This is a genomic window from Actinokineospora spheciospongiae (assembly GCF_003182415.1).
Lineage (GTDB): Bacteria > Actinomycetota > Actinomycetes > Mycobacteriales > Pseudonocardiaceae > Actinokineospora > Actinokineospora spheciospongiae.
In genome coordinates this window covers 136,331-151,852 of sequence record NZ_QHCP01000001.1, presented here as the reverse complement: position 1 = coordinate 151,852, position 15,522 = coordinate 136,331, and the positions used below count along the sequence as shown (strand labels likewise).

Genomic DNA, 15,522 nt, shown 5'->3' with positions numbered 1-15,522 from the left:
AAGGACCAGGTACCCACGATGAGAGCCGACGCCCCCCGACCGGGAGCGCAACCCGCCCCCAAGAGCCCGGTGTCGCTGACCGACCTGCGGCACGCGAGCACGATCCTCGACTGGCTGCGCGACTACATCTCCATGCCGCACCCCCGGCTGGGCCGCAGCGGACCGGTGTGCCCGTTCGTCCCGCAGTCGCTGCGCACCGACCAGGTGCGGATCGTGCTGCACGACGAGATCGACGGCTCCGACACCGACGTGATCGCCGCGCTGCTGCGCGACTACCTGGCCGAGTTCATCGCCACCACGCCCGCCTCCGCGGCGGCGCGGCGGCAGCGCAGCCTGGTGATCGTGCTCCCCTCGATCGACGACGAGCACTACCCCCTGCTCGACCGGGTGCACCGCGACGTGAAGACCGACATGGTCCTGGGCGGGGCGATGCTCGGGCAGTTCTACGAGGGCTGCCCGGAGACCGCCGTGCGCAACCCCGGGTTCGAGGTGTCCACCGGGCCGGTGCCCTGCTTCGTCATCCGGCACATGGCCCCGCACGACGTGCTGTTCCTGCACGAGCGGGCCGACTGGTTCGCCGAGTACCACCGCCGCTTCGCCGCCGAGTACGCGGCGGGCAAGGTCAACGACCCCCTGATGGTCCGGCTGTTCGAAGAGGCCTCCGCTGGCATCGACACCGCCGACCTCGCCGGGGAAGACAACACCGAAGAAGAACTGGAGAAGCGATGAACACCACCGTGCGCCGCAAGCTGCGCTTGGCCGCCGTCGCGTGCGCCGCGGGCCTGACCGCCGTCGGCTGCGCCCTGCCCGAGGAGGTGGACTTCGCCGCGGCGTCCACCCTCGACATCGGCGGCGGCCCGGCCTCCACGGCCACCGCCGACATCAACGACGACGGGATCACCGACGTGATCACCGGCGACTTCCTCAGCACGACCGTGTCGGTGCTGCTGGGCGACGGCAAGGGCGGCTTCGCCGAGCCGATCAACTCCGAGGTGGGCATCAACCCGGCCGACGTGGGCGTGGGCGACTTCGACGGCGACGGCAACCTCGACGCCACGGTCCCCAACTACGGCAAGGGCATGGTCACCGTGGTCTTCGGCGACGGGTCGGGCAAGTTCGCCAACCCGACGCAGTTCCCGACCGGTGAGGACCCCAACCGCATCCTGGCCGTCGACCTCGACGACGACGGGTCGCTGGACCTGGTCACCAGCAACTACAAGGGCGGTGACATCTCGGTGCTGATGGGCGACGGCAAGGGCGCCTTCGCCGAGCCGGTCAACACCCCCACCCCGGCGGCCCCGATCCGGCTGCTGGCCGCCGACCTCGACGAGGACGGCGTGCTGGACCTGATCATCGGGCACTTCGGCTCGCACGACGTGTCGATCCTCTACGGGACCGGCAAGGGCGCCTTCCGCGCCCCCGAGGTGATCACCACCGCCGACGACCCGGCGGGCCTGGCGGTGGCCGACCTCGACGACGACGGGCACGTGGACCTGGCGGTCGCCAACTACGGCTCCAACGACGTGTCGGTGTTCCTCGGCGAGGGCGAGGGCGAGTTCGCCGACCCCCGCCGCTACCCGGTCAACGGCGGCGCCCCGGCGGGCCTGCTGGCGGTGGACCTCAACGGCGACGGGTACCTGGACCTGGCGACGAACAACTCCACCACCGACGACGTGAGCGTGCTGCGCGGCGACGGCGCGGGCCGGTTCAGCGAGGGCGCGCTCGCCGACGTGGGCGACGACCCGCGCGGGGGCATCGCCGCCCTGGACGTCGACGGCGACGGCGCCACCGACCTGGTCACGGTGAACCACAACTCCAGCGACATGTCGGTGCTGCTCAACAACGGCGGCGGCGGCAAGACCAAGCGCGCGGGCAAGTGAGCCGCGCACCGGGAGGGGAACGGCCGTGAGCACGCGAGAACACACCGCCGGGCCGCGCGTGCAGGTGGTGGTCAACCACGAGGAGCAGTACTCGATCTGGCCCGCCGACCGGGAACCGCCCGCGGGCTGGACCCCGGTGGGCGTGGCCGGTCCCGAGGAGGAGTGCCTGGACTGGATCGAGGCGCACTGGACCGACCTGCGCCCGCTCAGCCTGCGACGGGCGATGGGGGCCGAACGGGTGGCAGCGCCGTGATCGGACCCCAGGGGTGCACCCACCGGAACCGGGCCGGTACTTTCGGTGAGCCGGTCGAACCAGACGCGCGGGAGAACTAGGACATGCCAACAGCCGACACCGAGGCGGGGACGCCGAGCGCCACCCGCCTGCTGCGGACCAACAGGCCGCTGCGCGCGTTGTTCACCGCGCGGGTGGTGTCCTACGGCGGTGACTCGCTCAGCCTCGTCGCCCTGATGCTGCACGTGGCCAACACGACCGGCCAGGGCCTGGCGGTGGCACTGCTGCTGCTGGTGGGCGACTTCGTTCCGTCGCTGATCAGCCCGCTCACCGGGGCGATCAGCGACCGGTTCGACCTGCGCCGCGTGATGATCATGTGCGAGATCGCCCAGGGCGTGCTGGTGCTGATGATCGCGCTGGCCCTGCCGCCGCTGCCGCTGCTGCTGACCCTGGTCGGCCTGCGGGCGATCGCCTCGCAGATCTTCCAGCCCGCCTCCCGCGCGGCCATCCCGTCCATGGTGGGCGAGCGCGACCTGGAGACGGCCAACTCGGCGGTGGGCTTCGGCTCGAACTGCGCCGAGGCGTTCGGACCGCTGCTGGCCGCGGCGATGCTGCCGTTCCTGGGCATCCGCGGCGTGCTGCTGGTCGACGCGGCGTCGTTCCTGCTCTCGGCGGTGGTGCTGCTGGCCACCAAGCCGATGCCGCCGGTGCCGGACCCCGACGCCGACCAGGGCACGCTGCTGACCCAGGCCAAGGTGGGGTTGGGCTACATCCTGCGGACCCCGGCGATCCGGATCATCTCGCTGGGCTTCTGCGCGGTGGTGGCGTTCAACGGCGTCGACGACGTGGCGCTGGTGCTGCTGGCCAAGGAGGACCTGATGTCCGGGGACTCCTCGGTGGGCCTGCTGCTGGGCGCGGTCGGCATCGGCCTGCTGGTCGGGTACGCGCTGCTGACCCGCTACAGCTCGTCCATGGCCATGCCGACCCTGCTGGTCGCCGGGTTCCTGGTGAGCAGCGCGGGCAACTTCCTGACCGGCCTGGCCTGGTCGGTGGCCGCGGCGTTCACCGTGCAGGCGGTGCGCGGCCTGGGCATCGCGGGCATGGACGTGGCGTCCTCGACGATGTTGCAGCGGATGGTGCCGCCGAACCTGCTCGGCCGGGTCTTCGGCAACCTCTACGGCGCCATCGGGGTGGCGGCGGCGATCTCCTACGTCGGCGGCGGTCTGCTGCTCGACGCCACGGACGCCCCGACCACGCTGATGATCGCGGGCGGCGGCGGCGTGGTGTTCACCCTGCTGGTGGCGGTCACGCTGCCCAGGGCGCTCAAGCGCCACACGGCCCCGGAGACGCCAGAGGATCCCGCGCCGGACGAGGTCGCGCACGACGCGATGTCCGCCGACGAGACCCTGGCGGACAAGCAGGCCAGGGGCTGATCGTCGGCTACCGCGGTGCGTCGGCCCACCGGCGCACCGCGGTGGCCAGTTCGCCGCAGGTGGCGAAGCGGTCCTCCGGGCGCGGGGCCATGGCCCGCCGGATGACCGCCGACAGGGCCGCGCCGTCCCCGGGCAGCGCGGCGTGCACCCGTTCGCGCAACCCGGGCTCCTCCTCCAGCCGCCACGGCTCCACCCCGGTGGCGCAGGCCAGCACCAGCGCGCCGAGGGAGTACACGTCGGCGCGGTGGTCGGCGGGCAGCCCCGCGAGCTGCTCGGGGGCGCCGTAGCCGGGTGACCCGGCGGAGCGCTCCGGGCGGGCCTGCGCGGCGGTGCCCGGGGTGCGCGCCGGGGTGGCGATGCCGAAGTCGCTCAGGAAGCAGTGCCCGCCCGCCCGGGTGGCCACCAGGACGTTGCGCGGCTTGACGTCGCGGTGCACCAGCCCCCAGGCGTGCACGTGGTCGAGGGCCGAGGCGACCTGGCCCACCACCTCCGCAGTCCGCGCCGGGGTGCACGGCCCCTCCTCGTCGAGCAGGCTCTGCAGGTCCGAGCCGTGCACGTAGGCCAGGACGACGTAGAGCGACCCGCCCGCCTCCCCGGCCGAGAGCACCCGGGTGATGTGCGGGTGGTCCAGCCCGGCCGCCATCCGCGCCTCACCGAGGAAGCGGGCGCGCAGCCTGTCCTCGTGCGCGACGGCGGGGCGCAGCAGCTTGATCGCGACCCGGCGGGCGAGCAGCAGGTCCTCGGCCAGGTACACCACGCTGATGCCGGAGCCGCCGATCTCGCCGTGCACGCGGTACCCGGGAACGTGGGGCGTGTCCACCGCGCCTCCCTCCCGCACGACACCAGAACACCCTACCCTACATCGGAAACCCGGCCCCTGTACCGAATCCGGGGCCCGTGGTTAGCTCGATTCCGAGCGGGACAGTCACAACCACCCGGTCGACGCAGGACCCGAGAAGGGCGCGGCGGCCGACCACTTCGCCGAAGGTGTGAGACCGTGTCCACAACAGACGAAAGCAGGGTGTCCGCGCCCCCGGCGCGACCGGTTTGGGACGACCGGACCCCCGACCTGCCAGACCAGCTCCAGCGCACTCCGGTGTGGACGGACGAACTCGTCGCGGCCTCGGGCATCCCCGTGGTGGACGTGCCGTTCGTGACCGTCGGCGGCGGCATGGGCTCGTTCACCATGGTCGACGTGCTGCGCATCGCCGGGGTGCCGACCAACCAGGTGAAGGTGCTCACGAACCTGCGCCACCCCTGGGAGAACTACGCCTACCTCACCGGCGTCTCCCAGCTCCCGCCGCACTACCGCATCCGCTCGGACGCGTCCTCGATGCCGGACAACCTCTGGGGCTTCCCGAGCTACGCCGCGCGGCGGGCCTTCCACTCGCGCAGCGTCAGCGGCTTCATCGCTCCACTGTGGAACGTGCTGACCGAGAACGTGCTGACCGACTACTGGACGCCGCTGGCCGGTGAGGTCTTCGAGGGGATGCGCCGCGAGGCCGACCGGATCGGCTACTGGGACTGCGTGGCGCACGGGCAGGCCAGGATGGTCCGCAAGCGCGCGGCTGGCGGCTACTTCACCGTGTTCACCACCCAGGGCGCGCGCAAGCAGCGGATCATCTACCGCAGCGCGTACGTGCACCTGGCGGTCGGCTGGCCGAGCATCCGGTTCCTGCCGGACATGCAGCAGTTCCGCTCCCAGCACGGCAACGGGTACCGCTTCGTCAACGCCTACGAGCCGCACGAGCAGGTCTACGACGACCTGGTGGCCCGCCCGGGCACGGTGGTGCTGCGCGGCGGCGGCATCGCGGCCTCGGCGATCATCCACCGGCTGCTCAACGACCGCGAGAAGCTGGGCGCGCAGACCAGGATCGTGCACGTGCTGCGCACCTACGTGGAGGGCCCGCACGGCCCGTCGCGGTTCATGCGCCGCCGCGGCAAGAACGGCTGGGCGCACCAGGGCTTCAACTGGCCGAAGGCCTCCTGGGGCGGTCAGCTCAAGATGCGCATGGAGCGGCTGGAGGGCGAGGAGCGCAAGCGGCTCTGGGAGACCCTGGAGGGCACCACCACCCCCTACCGCAAGGGCTGGCAGAAGCAGCTCGCCGCCGCCCGCCGCGACGGCGTCTACACCACCGTCGCCGGGGTCATCGACCGGGTCGACCGGGTCGGGGACGGGCGGCTCGGCGTGGTCTACCGCGACACCAAGGGCGGCGGCCTGCGCTCGCTCGACGCCGACTTCCTGGTCGACGCGACCGGGCTGATCGGCGACCTGCGCTCGCACCGGCTGCTCAACGACCTGGTGGAGGTCACCGGGGTGGACCGCAACGTGCTGGGCAGGCTCGACGTGAGCCCGGGCTTCGAGGTGCGCTCGGCGCGCAGCGGCTCGGGCCGGATGTTCGCCGCGGGCGCGATCACCGAGGGCGCCTACTACGCCCCGGCCGACTCGCTGCTCGGCGTGCAGTACGCCTCGCTGCGCACCGCCGACCAGCTCGCGGAAATGGGCTTCGGCAAGCGCATCGGCTCCGGCCGCTCGATCGCGCAGTGGTGGCGCTTCATGCGGGGGGTGACCCCGTGACCCCGACGCTGCTGGGCCGCTGGCAGTCGCGGCTGTTCGTCCTGGCCACCGCCGGTCTGCTGTGGACACTGCTGCTCACCCCGCTGCTGCCGGTCGGGTTCGCGACCACGCGGGAGACCTACGCGGGCACCTTCGCCGCCATCGGGGTGACGGCGGCGGTGGGCCTGGTGCTGTGGGAACCGCTCTACCAGTTCCTGCAGCAGTTCCGCTGGGAGAAGGACTGGCCCGCGATGTTCACCCTGCTGGAGGGCATCCCGGAGGGTGTGGTCGTCTTCTTCCTGCTGCGCGACGTCCTCGGTTTCGACGTGCGCGCCACCCCGTTCCTCATCCACTTCGGCACGACCTGGCTCGTGGTGTTCCTCTGCCTGCACGGGCCGTTGCGCGTGGTGTCGGTCCGCTGGCGATTCCGTGCTGGGAGACTGCTGTGAAACTCGACGACTTCAAGGTGGCCGTGCGGCCGGGCCCGGGGCTGGTGGGCCGGTTCCCCACCTCGGTCCTGCTGCTGGCCGGGGACGACCGGCCCGACGCGGGCGCCAACGCCCACGACAAGCTGATCGGCCTGTTCAGCGACGGCGCCGAGCTGGGCCCCCGGCTGGAGGCGATGTTCGCCGCCCCGGGCCCGACCGAGTCCGCCTCGGTGTTCGCCGCCGTGGTGGAGACCGGGGAGCGGGTGCACGTCTACCTGCACGGCCCGCTGGAGGTCTCCGCCGACAGCCCGACCGCGGAGCTGCGGGTGTGGGGTCAGCCGGGCGGCGGCCTGCGCCGCTACGACGCCCCGGACGGCATCGGCTCGCTGTCGATCCGCGGGGTGGGCGAGCAGATCAGCACCGACACGGCCTCGCTGTCGCTGCGCAACGGCCTGGTCTCCGGCGGCGGCCTGGTGCTGCACCGCGACGGCGCCGAGCCCCCCGCCCGGCCCACCGAGGTGGCCCCGATGGCTGCCGAGCACGACGCCCAGGCGAGCGGCAACGGCGGCACCGGCACCATGACCGCCGCACCGCCCGCTCCCCCGGCGTCGCAACCCATGTCGCAACCGATGTCGCAGTCGGGGTCGCAGCCGGCTCCCCAGCCCGTGTCGCACCGGATGTCGCAGCCCATGACCCGGCCGACGCCGGTGCAGTCCCCGCCCACCGGGCAGGTCCACACCGCCGCGCCGTCGTTCACCGGCGGACCGCCGGTGTTCCCGACCTCCGGCGCCCGGCCGCAGCCCACGCGGTCCGGCGGCACCCCCGACTGGCTCGACCAGGGCAACCGGTCCGACACCGAGGCCGCCACCGGCGCACCCACCCCCTCCTACGGTTCGCGGATCGGCGCCCGGCTGATCAGCACCGCGATCGTCGGCGGCCTGGCCACCCTGCTGCTCGGGTTCGTGCTGCCGGTCGGCTTCGCCCCGCTGGAGGACGTCTACCTGTCCACCTTCATCGGGTTGGGCCTGCTGTTCGTGCTCGGCGCGGTGGTGTGGGACTTCATCTTCGACACCCTCCAGCGCAGGCGCTCGGCCAAGGACTGGCCGGTGGCGTTCCTGCTGGCCCAGGCCGTGCCCGAGGCGGCGCTGGCCTACGGCGCGCAGACCCTGCTGCTGCCCGACGGGTACGTGGTCGACGAGGTCGCGCTGGCCATCGACCTGGGCGTGGTCGCCGTGCTGATCAGCCTGGGCACCCTCCTGCTGGGCAAGGTCCCGCCCACCCGCAAGCTGCTGTACCGCCGCACGCCCGCCACCGCCGGGGGCGGCTCCACCGACGGTGGCGGCGGGTTCCAGTCCCTGCCCGGTTCGCCCACCACCGCCCAGTCCGCCGGGGGTTCCGCCGCGAACACCCCGATGGTCTGGGGCATCAACTGCCAGCAGGGGCACTTCAACCGCCCCGACGCCCGCTACTGCGCGGCCTGCGGCACCGCGATGCACGGCCTGACCCACGAGCCCAGGCAGGGCCCGCGCCCGCCGCTGGGCTACCTGATCGGCGACGACGGCGCCTCGCACGTGCTCGACCGCGACGTGGTGCTGGGCACCGCGCCGCACCACGACGACAAGGTGCGCACCGGGCAGGCGGTCGCCCTGGCCGTCGCCGACGGCACCGGGCTGCTCGCCGACTCCCACGCCGACATCGCCCTGAGCGAGTGGGACGTGACCGTCGTCGACCGCGGCCACCCGCAGGGCACCCACGTCCGCGAACCCGACAGCGCCACCTGGGTGCGCCTGGCCCCCGGGCAGCCGTTCACCGTCGCCTCCGGCAGCCGCATCCGCCTGGGCAGCCGCGACCTGGCCTACCACGCGGCCAACACCCGCTGACCACCCCGTTCGGACAGTCCGTAAACCAGATCGAGGAGAGTCATGACTTCGGCGATGTACCAGCCCGAGACCACCCGCTCCTTCTACAACAACTGGGGCGCCAACGAGTGGAACCGGCTGGAGAGCTCGTTCGAGAACCGGATCAACTACCAGATCCACCGCACCATCCTGGGTGAGCTGGTCAAGCCGGGCGACCGGGTGCTGGAGGCGGGCGCCGGTCCGGGCCGGTTCACCCTGGAGCTGACCAAGGCGGGCGCCGAGGTCACCGTGTGCGACCTGTCCGACGTGCAGTTGGCCTTCAACAAGGAGAAGGTCACCGAGGCGGGCCTGGCGGGCAACGTCACCGGCTGGCACCAGGCCGACATCGTCGACCTGAGCCGCTTCCCGTCGGCGGGCTTCGACACCGTGGTGTGCGTGGGCAGCGTGCTGAGCTGCGTGCTCGACCGCATCCCGGAGGCGTTCGACGAGCTGATCCGGCTGGTGCGCCCCGGCGGCACCGTGATCGTCAGCGTCACCTCCCGCTACGGCTACCTGCGGGCGGGCCTCAACGCCATCCTGCCGATGGTCGCCGCGGGCGGGCAGCTCGGGGCGATCGACCAGGCGGTGGCCACCGGTGACATCGCGGGCGTCCAGGCCGACTTCGAGCTGCTGACCACGCACTTCTTCACCTGGGACGAGCTGCGCACGCATCTGACCTCGCGCGGCTGCGAGATCGTCACCGCCTCGGCGTCGAACTTCCTGTCCGCCGACACCCCGCTGCTCGACGAGTCGCTGCTGGCCGACCCGGAGGTCATGGCCGCCTTCACCCGCTGGGAACTGCAGGCCTGCCGCGCCCCCGGCAACATCGACGGCGGCACGCACATCATCGCCGCCGCCCGCAAGGCGGAGTGACGGTGCAGGGATACCAGCAGTCCACCTACGGCGACCGGATCGCCGACATCTACGACCGGGTGCACAGCAACTGGACGCCGGACGACACCGTGGACACGGTGGTCGAGCTGGCCGACGGCGGCCCGGTGCTGGAGCTGGGCGTGGGCACCGGGCGGGTGGCGCTGCCGCTGGCCGAGCGCGGGGTCAAGGTGACCGGCGTGGACATCTCCGAGCCGATGCTCGCCCAGTTGCGGGCCAAGGACCCCGACGGCCGGGTGGAAACGGTGCTCGGCGACTTCATCGACCTGCCGGTGACCGGCCGGTTCAAGGTCGTGCTGGTGGTCAACTCGCTGTTGCAGCTCGCCGGGGCCGACACCCAGCAGCAGTGCCTGCGCAACGTCGCCAAGCACCTGGCGCCCGACGGCGTGCTGGTGCTGGAGGAGGCCAACCCGGCGGTGTTCATCCGCCCCGGGCTGGAGATCCTGCGGATGACCTCCGACGAGCTGCACCTGCTCGCCGCCCAGTACGACCCGGTGCACCAGCACTACTTCGCCCAGCACGTGATCGTGCGCGACGGCGAGACCCGGCTCAACCCGATGGCGCTGCGGCTCACCTCGACCTGCGAGCTGGACCTGATGTGCGAGCTGGCGGGGATGCGGCTGGCCGAGCGGTGGGGCGACTGGGCGCGCAGCAGGCCGTTCCTGGCCGAGAGCCGTTCGCACATCTCGCTCTACCGGCCGGTGGAGCGGTGATGGAGTTCGGGTTCTGCTTCGGCACCATGCTGCGCGCCGACCCGGACGCGAGCAGGCTCTGGGAGCTGTTGGCCGAGGTCGAGCGGGTCGGGTACGACTCGGCCTGGCTCTACAACACCAACGGCGCCCTGCCACCGGTGCTGGACCTGCTCACCGAGGCCGTGACCCGCACCGAGCGGCTGGTCGTGGGCCCGCACGTGCTGGTGGCGGCGGGGATGCCCCCGCTGCCGCTGGCCGAGCGGCTCAGCGGCCTGGCCGCGGCGTCCTCGGGCCGGTTCGTCGCCCAGCTCGGCCTCGGTGGGCCGCGCGAGGCGCTGATCCCGGACCCGAGGGAGGCGGCCAAGGCGATGGAGGGCCTGCTCACCGACATGGCGGCCCACTTCGACGCCGACGACTCCCGGCCCAGGCCCCCGGTCTGGCTCGGCGGCCACTCGCCCAGGGCGGCCCGCCGGGTCGCCGCCCTGGCCGACGGCTGGGTGCCGTCGTTCATCGCCCCCGCCGAGTTCGGCGCCCGGCGGGCGATGATCGACGGGCTGGTGGCCGAGCGCGGCGGGCGCAAGGAGGTCACGCACGCGGTCCAGGTCGTGTACGTGCCCCCCGAGCTGGACGGCCAGGACTGGCTCACCGAGCAGCTCGACGACGAGGTCCGCAGGCACAAGCCGGGTTTCGCCACCGCCGACATCTACGCCTTCGGCGGCTACGGGGCGGTCGTCGACCGGGTGGCGGAGTTCCGCGACCAGGGCGCCGCGCACGTGATCCTGGTCCCGGCCCGCCCCCCGGCCGACCCCGCCGAGGAGATCACCCGGTTGTACGAGGAGGTGGTCCGGACCTTCCGGTGACCGCGGGCGGGCGAACCCGGTATGGTTCGTCCGCCCCGCCGGGCACCCTGCGTGAGCGCCCCGGCACGGAAACCGACCCCCACCGCACCGGAGTGATCCATGTCCGACGTCCCCGGAACGACCGAAACGACGGCCGAGACGACCGGCGAGACGGCGCACCCCACCGACTTCGACTGGCCGTTCCTGCGGCTCGTGCTGGTCATGGTCCTGGGCGGGATGATGGCCTTCCTGGACGCGACCATCGTCAACGTCGGCGTGGACACCCTGCGCACCGAGTTCGGCACCGGGCTGGAGACCATCCAGTGGGTCGCCACCGGCTACCTCCTGGCGGTGGCGGTGGTGACCCCGCTGGCCGGGTGGCTGATCGACCGCTTCGGCGGCAAGCGGATGTGGCTCACCGGGCTGGTGGCGTTCCTCGTCGGGTCGGTGCTGTGCAGCCTGGCCTGGTCGGCGCCGAGCCTGATCGCCTTCCGGGTGGTGCAGGGCCTCGGCGGCGGGATGCTCGAACCGATCATGCTGGCGCTGCTGGTCCGCGCGGCGGGGCCCGCCCGCATCGGCAGGCTGATGGGGCTGCTCGGCGCCGTCACCGTCGGTCCGGTGCTGGGCCCCCTGCTCGGCGGGACGATCCTGGCCAACCTCGACTGGCACTGGCTGTTCCTGATCAACGTGCCGCTGGGCCTGGCCGCGATCGCCTTCGCCGTGCGCTACCTGCCCGCCGACTCACCGGGGGCGGGCGACGGGGGTGCGCCCGCCAAGGTCGACGTGCTGGGCATCGCGCTGCTGTGCCCGGCCAGCGTCGGGCTGATGTTCGGCCTGTCCCGGGCCGGGGACGGCAGCGGCTTCGGCAGCGCCCCGGTGGTGCTGGGGCTGGTGGTCGGCGCGGTGTTCCTGATCGCCTACCTGGTGCACGCGCTGCGGATGAACGGCACCCCGCTGATCGACCCGCGCCTGTTCGCCCGCTGGACCTACACCGCCAGCGCGATCGGCATGACGGTCCTCGGGGTCGTCCTGTTCTCCCTGCTGTTCCTCATCCCGCTGTACTACCAGGAGATCCGCTCCTACGGCCCGCTCGCCGTGGGGCTCCTGCTCGCCCCGCTGGGGCTGGGCGCGCTGGTGGGCAACCCGGTCGCGGGCAAGTACGTCGACCGCCTCGGCGCCCGGGTCCTGGCCCCGTTCGGCGGTCTGCTGATCGCCGCCACCGCCGTCGTGTTCATCACCGCGGGCCCCACCACGCCGGTCGGCTGGCTGATCCCGTGGACCTTCCTGGCGGGCTTCGGCGTCGGCTGCGTCGGCGCCCCGACCATGGGTTCGCTCTACCGCACGGTCCCCGGTGACGCGGTCCCCCGCGCCACCAGCGCCGCCATGGTCCTGCACCAGCTCGGCGCGGCCTTCGGCATCGCGATCGTCGCCCTGGTCCTGCAACGCAACCTGGCCTCGGGGACCGCGGAGTCGGCCTACTCCGACACCTTCTGGTCCCTGCTGGTGGCCGCCGCGCTCATCTTCGTGGTCGGGTTCGCCCTGCCGCGCAGGCAGCGGCCCACCGAGACCGGCTGAGCCGCTGCCCCCGGGGTCACGGGGTGTGCTCGTGCACGAGGGCGCAGCCGTCGAGCTTGGCCACGGGCGTGACCGCGGCGCGGACCCGGCGGGTGGCGGCGGTGGAGGCCAGCAGCGCGCCTGCGGCCACGGCGGCGCGCACCCGGGGGTTGGCGGTGCCGACCCAGGCCGCGGCGGTGGCGGCGACCAGCGCCAGCCGGGCCGCCTCGGCGACGCGGGCGGGTTCGGTGGCCAGCGTGCGCGCCAGAGCGCGGCGCAGGTCGGTGCGGCGCAGGTCGGTGCGGCTCGGTTCGGTGCGGCTCGGTTCGGTGCGGCTCGGTTCGGCGGCCATCAGCCCACCATCCGGCGGGCGGCGTCGTCGTTGACGGCCTTGGCCAGGGCGGCGTAGTCGATCTCCACCTTGAGGCCGCCGCGGGCGGTCAGCTCGGCGGCGAGGCGGGCGTGGTCGATGGTGGCACCGGCCTCGGCGGCGGCCTCGGCGGCGGCGATGCGCTCGACGAGGTAGTTGCCGTCCAGGGTGTCCAGGGCGGTCGCCGGGGTCGCGCCCTTGGTGCCCTCGGCCACCTCGCGGGGGCCGTTCGGACCCGTGACGAACCAGCGCTGGCGGCAGAAGCCGAACACGCGGTTGAACAGGGCGCGCTGCTCGGAGCTGGAGAGTGCGGACAAGAAACCGTCCTCCTGGGGCGGGGTGGGGGTGGGCGGAGCGCCGACCTGGGCGCGGAACCGGGCCATGCCGCCCGGCCAGGTGTTGATGTCGATCTTGCGGCTGGTCCACTCGGAGTGGCCGATGACCCGGGCGGCGGGGAACCGGTAGTGCGCCGACAGCGCCGCGCACAGCCGGGGGTAGGCGGCCAGTTGCGCGGCGGGCCAGGTGCCGGAGCCCTCGCACTCGATGCCGACCAGGTTGGCGTTGCCGTTGGCCCCGACGCCCGCGAGGTAGCCCTCCCCGGCGTGGTAGGCCAGCCCGGCGGCGATGACATAGACCGTGCCGTCGCGGCCGAGGCCGAGGTTGGCCAGCGGTCCGGGCAGACCGGCGCGACCGTCGCGCACGATGCCCAGCGACGGGTAGTCCTCGCCGGGGCGCACGGCGGGACCGGTGGCGGTCCAGTGGCAGACAACGCCCTTCACCGAGGACATCGGGCCGTGCCCGCGGCCGGTCCACGAGCCGCACTCCACGACGCGCAGCCCGGACTTCCGCGCGGCCTGGGCGAGGTCGGTCAGGTACGGCACGGCACGACTCCTCACGGTTCCCCGTCGACACGGTCCACCCGGAGCCCGGCCCCGGCGGTGCCGCCCGGGGTTCCCGATCCCCGGCGCGGCAAGGTGACCGACCGCGCACCGACCGGAGTGGACGGTGCGCGGTCGAGCGGTCCTCTTCGGAGGCAAGTGTCGTTCCGCCGCCGACCGGGGTTACGCCCGTTACCCCGTCGTGATGAAATCGCCCTCCGGGTTCCGCTGCCGGATCACCGGGCGCGACCGCGCCCCGGCCTCACGGTCCGACCGGTTCGCACCGGTCGAGCCAGTCGGCGGGAACGCCGTCGAGCCCGGTGCGGGCGGCGACGACACCGCCGACGACGGCGCAGGTCGTGTCGACGTCACCGCCCGCCGCGGCGGTGGCCCACAGCGCCTCGACGAGGTCGTCGAGGTGCCGGGCCGCGCACCACAGCGCGAACGGGACCGTGTCCGCGGCGGAGATCCGGCGGCCGGTGCCCAACGTCCCGCCCGCGTTGCGCGGGTCGGTGCCGAAGCCGACGCGGGCCGCCCGCAGCAGCCCGTCGCGCACCCGCCCGGCGGGCACCCGCTCCAGCACAGCCGGGATCAACCCCTCCCCGGGGGTGTCGCGACCGGCGGCGACGGCGGCGGCCAGGGCGACCGCGACCGCCCCGGCGGCCCCCTCCGGGTGGGCGTGGGTGACCTCGGCCGACCGCACCGCCGCCGCGGCCACGCGGTCGAGGTCGTCGGCGAACCAGGCACCCAGCGGGGCGACCCGCATGGCCGCGCCGTTGCCCCACGAGCCCGCGCCGCCGAACGCCGCCCCCGCGGCCGCGCGCCACGGCACCCCGGCGCCGAGGGCGGCGAGGACGTCGTGCATCGATGCCCCGTAGTGGCGGTGGGGGTCGCGGGCGTAGGCGGCGGCGAACCCGGCCGCCAGCGCGTCCCGGTCGACCTCCCCGTGCTCGACGAGCACCCGGTGCAGCACCAGGGCCATCGCGGTGTCGTCGGTCCACGGCCAGGGGCCCGGCGCGACCCGGCGGGACGGCAGGTCGCCCAGCGGCCGGAACCAGGTCTGCCCGAAGCAGTCGCCCAGCGCCAGGCCGCGCAGGGAGTCGAGGGCGGCGGGAGGTCCGGTCACGGGCAGAGGGTGCGCCGCGCCCCGCCCCGCGCGCACCCGCTTTTCCGGTCCGCCCGGGACCGGTACGGTCGGCGCGTGCACTCGACTCGGGTTTCGCGGGTGGTCAACGCACCGCGCGCGGCGGTCTACCGGGCGCTGCTGGACCCCGCCGCGGTCGCGCGGTGGCGCGTGCCGGACGGGATGACCGGGCACGTGCACGGGTTCGACGCCCGCGAGGGCGGCGCCTTCCGGGTGTCGCTGACCTACGACGTGCCGGACGGGACGGGCAAGTCGTCGTCGGGCACCGACACCTACCGCGGGCACTTCGCCGAGCTGGTGCCCGGCGAGCGGGTGGTGGAGGTGCTGGAGTTCGAGACCGACGACCCGGCCCTGGCCGGGGTGATGACGATGACGACCAGCCTGGCCGAGTCGGGCGGCGCCACCGTGGTCACGATCGTCCACGAAGGACTCCCCGACAGCGTCGCCCCCGCCGACAACGAGGCGGGGACCCGGATGGCCCTGGCCAACCTCGCCGCCCTGGTCGAACCCCGCGGCTGACCGGGCGGCGGACGCCGCGATTCCGCGGTGGTCAAGGATTCCCGAACAGCCCGGTAAATCCGGAAGAATCGAACCGGCCGGGTCGGCGAATTCGCTTTCCGAGATCATTCCCGTCACCCACCGTGCAGCGGAAAACCCCTGCACCCGGCCCCGAATGCACGGATCGAGTGATATACCGGACCCCGCCTCCCGAAGTCCGGAATGCCT

Annotated in this window: 16 protein-coding genes; 12 read left to right on the top strand and 4 right to left on the bottom strand. The window is 73.4% G+C overall.

Annotation, left to right across the window (positions count from 1 at the left end; translation table 11 throughout):
• Nucleotides 1-18 precede the first annotated feature (18 nt).
• The 4 genes from DFQ13_RS00685 to DFQ13_RS00670 all read left to right on the top strand — a co-directional run bounded on the left by DFQ13_RS00685 (nucleotide 19) and on the right by DFQ13_RS00670 (nucleotide 3,545).
• Nucleotides 19-729, top strand: a complete 711-nt coding sequence (locus DFQ13_RS00685) for a DUF6875 domain-containing protein (RefSeq protein ID WP_146240987.1) — start codon at nucleotides 19-21, stop codon at nucleotides 727-729.
• Nucleotides 726-1,880: an FG-GAP repeat domain-containing protein gene (locus DFQ13_RS00680; protein WP_052020734.1), complete on the top strand. Its 1,155-nt coding sequence runs from the start codon at nucleotides 726-728 to the stop codon at nucleotides 1,878-1,880. Before DFQ13_RS00685 ends, DFQ13_RS00680 begins: the two co-directional genes overlap by 4 nt.
• A gap of 25 nt (nucleotides 1,881-1,905) precedes the next feature.
• Nucleotides 1,906-2,133: an MbtH family protein gene (locus tag DFQ13_RS00675; RefSeq protein WP_052020736.1), complete on the top strand. Its 228-nt coding sequence runs from the start codon at nucleotides 1,906-1,908 to the stop codon at nucleotides 2,131-2,133.
• Between the two features lie 83 nt (nucleotides 2,134-2,216).
• Nucleotides 2,217-3,545, top strand: coding sequence for an MFS transporter (locus DFQ13_RS00670; protein WP_063935884.1), 1,329 nt, complete (start codon nucleotides 2,217-2,219; stop codon nucleotides 3,543-3,545).
• A 7-nt stretch (nucleotides 3,546-3,552) separates the two neighbouring features.
• Here the strand turns inward: DFQ13_RS00670 and DFQ13_RS00665 are convergent, their stop codons facing one another.
• Nucleotides 3,553-4,365, bottom strand: coding sequence for a serine/threonine-protein kinase (locus tag DFQ13_RS00665; RefSeq protein WP_052020738.1), 813 nt, complete (start codon nucleotides 4,363-4,365; stop codon nucleotides 3,553-3,555).
• 177 nt (nucleotides 4,366-4,542) lie between these two features.
• Here DFQ13_RS00665 and DFQ13_RS00660 point away from each other — a divergent pair, with 177 nt between their 5' ends.
• The 7 genes from DFQ13_RS00660 (at nucleotide 4,543) to DFQ13_RS00630 (ending at nucleotide 12,425) form a co-directional block, all read left to right on the top strand.
• A complete protein-coding gene (locus DFQ13_RS00660) occupies nucleotides 4,543-6,123 on the top strand; it encodes a hypothetical protein (protein WP_219994194.1) in 1,581 nt (526 codons plus the stop codon).
• Complete coding sequence (locus DFQ13_RS00655) at nucleotides 6,120-6,551, top strand: hypothetical protein (RefSeq protein ID WP_035279110.1); 432 nt, start codon at nucleotides 6,120-6,122, stop codon at nucleotides 6,549-6,551. Before DFQ13_RS00660 ends, DFQ13_RS00655 begins: the two co-directional genes overlap by 4 nt.
• Nucleotides 6,548-8,410, top strand: a complete 1,863-nt coding sequence (locus DFQ13_RS00650; protein WP_110078399.1) for a hypothetical protein — start codon at nucleotides 6,548-6,550, stop codon at nucleotides 8,408-8,410. The genes DFQ13_RS00655 and DFQ13_RS00650 overlap by 4 nt, the downstream gene beginning before the upstream one ends.
• Before the next feature lie 42 nt (nucleotides 8,411-8,452).
• Complete coding sequence (locus DFQ13_RS00645; protein ID WP_084175321.1) at nucleotides 8,453-9,301, top strand: class I SAM-dependent methyltransferase; 849 nt, start codon at nucleotides 8,453-8,455, stop codon at nucleotides 9,299-9,301.
• A complete protein-coding gene (locus DFQ13_RS00640) occupies nucleotides 9,298-10,032 on the top strand; it encodes a class I SAM-dependent methyltransferase (protein WP_084175322.1) in 735 nt (244 codons plus the stop codon). The genes DFQ13_RS00645 and DFQ13_RS00640 overlap by 4 nt, the downstream gene beginning before the upstream one ends.
• Nucleotides 10,032-10,871 (top strand): LLM class flavin-dependent oxidoreductase, encoded by an 840-nt coding sequence (locus DFQ13_RS00635; protein ID WP_035279113.1) that lies wholly within the window; start codon nucleotides 10,032-10,034, stop codon nucleotides 10,869-10,871. Before DFQ13_RS00640 ends, DFQ13_RS00635 begins: the two co-directional genes overlap by 1 nt.
• Nucleotides 10,872-10,970: 99 nt before the next feature.
• Nucleotides 10,971-12,425, top strand: a complete 1,455-nt coding sequence (locus DFQ13_RS00630; protein WP_110078397.1) for a DHA2 family efflux MFS transporter permease subunit — start codon at nucleotides 10,971-10,973, stop codon at nucleotides 12,423-12,425.
• Between the two features lie 16 nt (nucleotides 12,426-12,441).
• On the opposite strand, the gene DFQ13_RS00625 is transcribed toward DFQ13_RS00630, so the two are convergent.
• From DFQ13_RS00625 to DFQ13_RS00615, 3 genes are all read right to left on the bottom strand, one after another.
• A complete protein-coding gene (locus tag DFQ13_RS00625) occupies nucleotides 12,442-12,756 on the bottom strand; it encodes a hypothetical protein (protein ID WP_110078396.1) in 315 nt (104 codons plus the stop codon).
• Nucleotides 12,756-13,655 (bottom strand): peptidoglycan recognition protein family protein, encoded by a 900-nt coding sequence (locus DFQ13_RS33440; protein WP_181399777.1) that lies wholly within the window; start codon nucleotides 13,653-13,655, stop codon nucleotides 12,756-12,758. The genes DFQ13_RS00625 and DFQ13_RS33440 overlap by 1 nt, the downstream gene beginning before the upstream one ends.
• Nucleotides 13,656-13,914: 259 nt before the next feature.
• The gene (locus tag DFQ13_RS00615; protein ID WP_181399776.1) at nucleotides 13,915-14,778 is read right to left on the bottom strand and encodes an ADP-ribosylglycohydrolase family protein; all 864 of its coding nucleotides are present in this window, start codon (nucleotides 14,776-14,778) and stop codon (nucleotides 13,915-13,917) included.
• A 75-nt stretch (nucleotides 14,779-14,853) separates the two neighbouring features.
• On the opposite strand from DFQ13_RS00615, the gene DFQ13_RS00610 reads away from it, so the two are divergent.
• Nucleotides 14,854-15,315 carry an SRPBCC family protein gene (locus tag DFQ13_RS00610; protein WP_110078395.1) on the top strand — a complete coding sequence of 154 codons (462 nt, stop codon included), beginning with the start codon at nucleotides 14,854-14,856 and terminating at the stop codon, nucleotides 15,313-15,315.
• Nucleotides 15,316-15,522 lie beyond the last annotated feature (207 nt).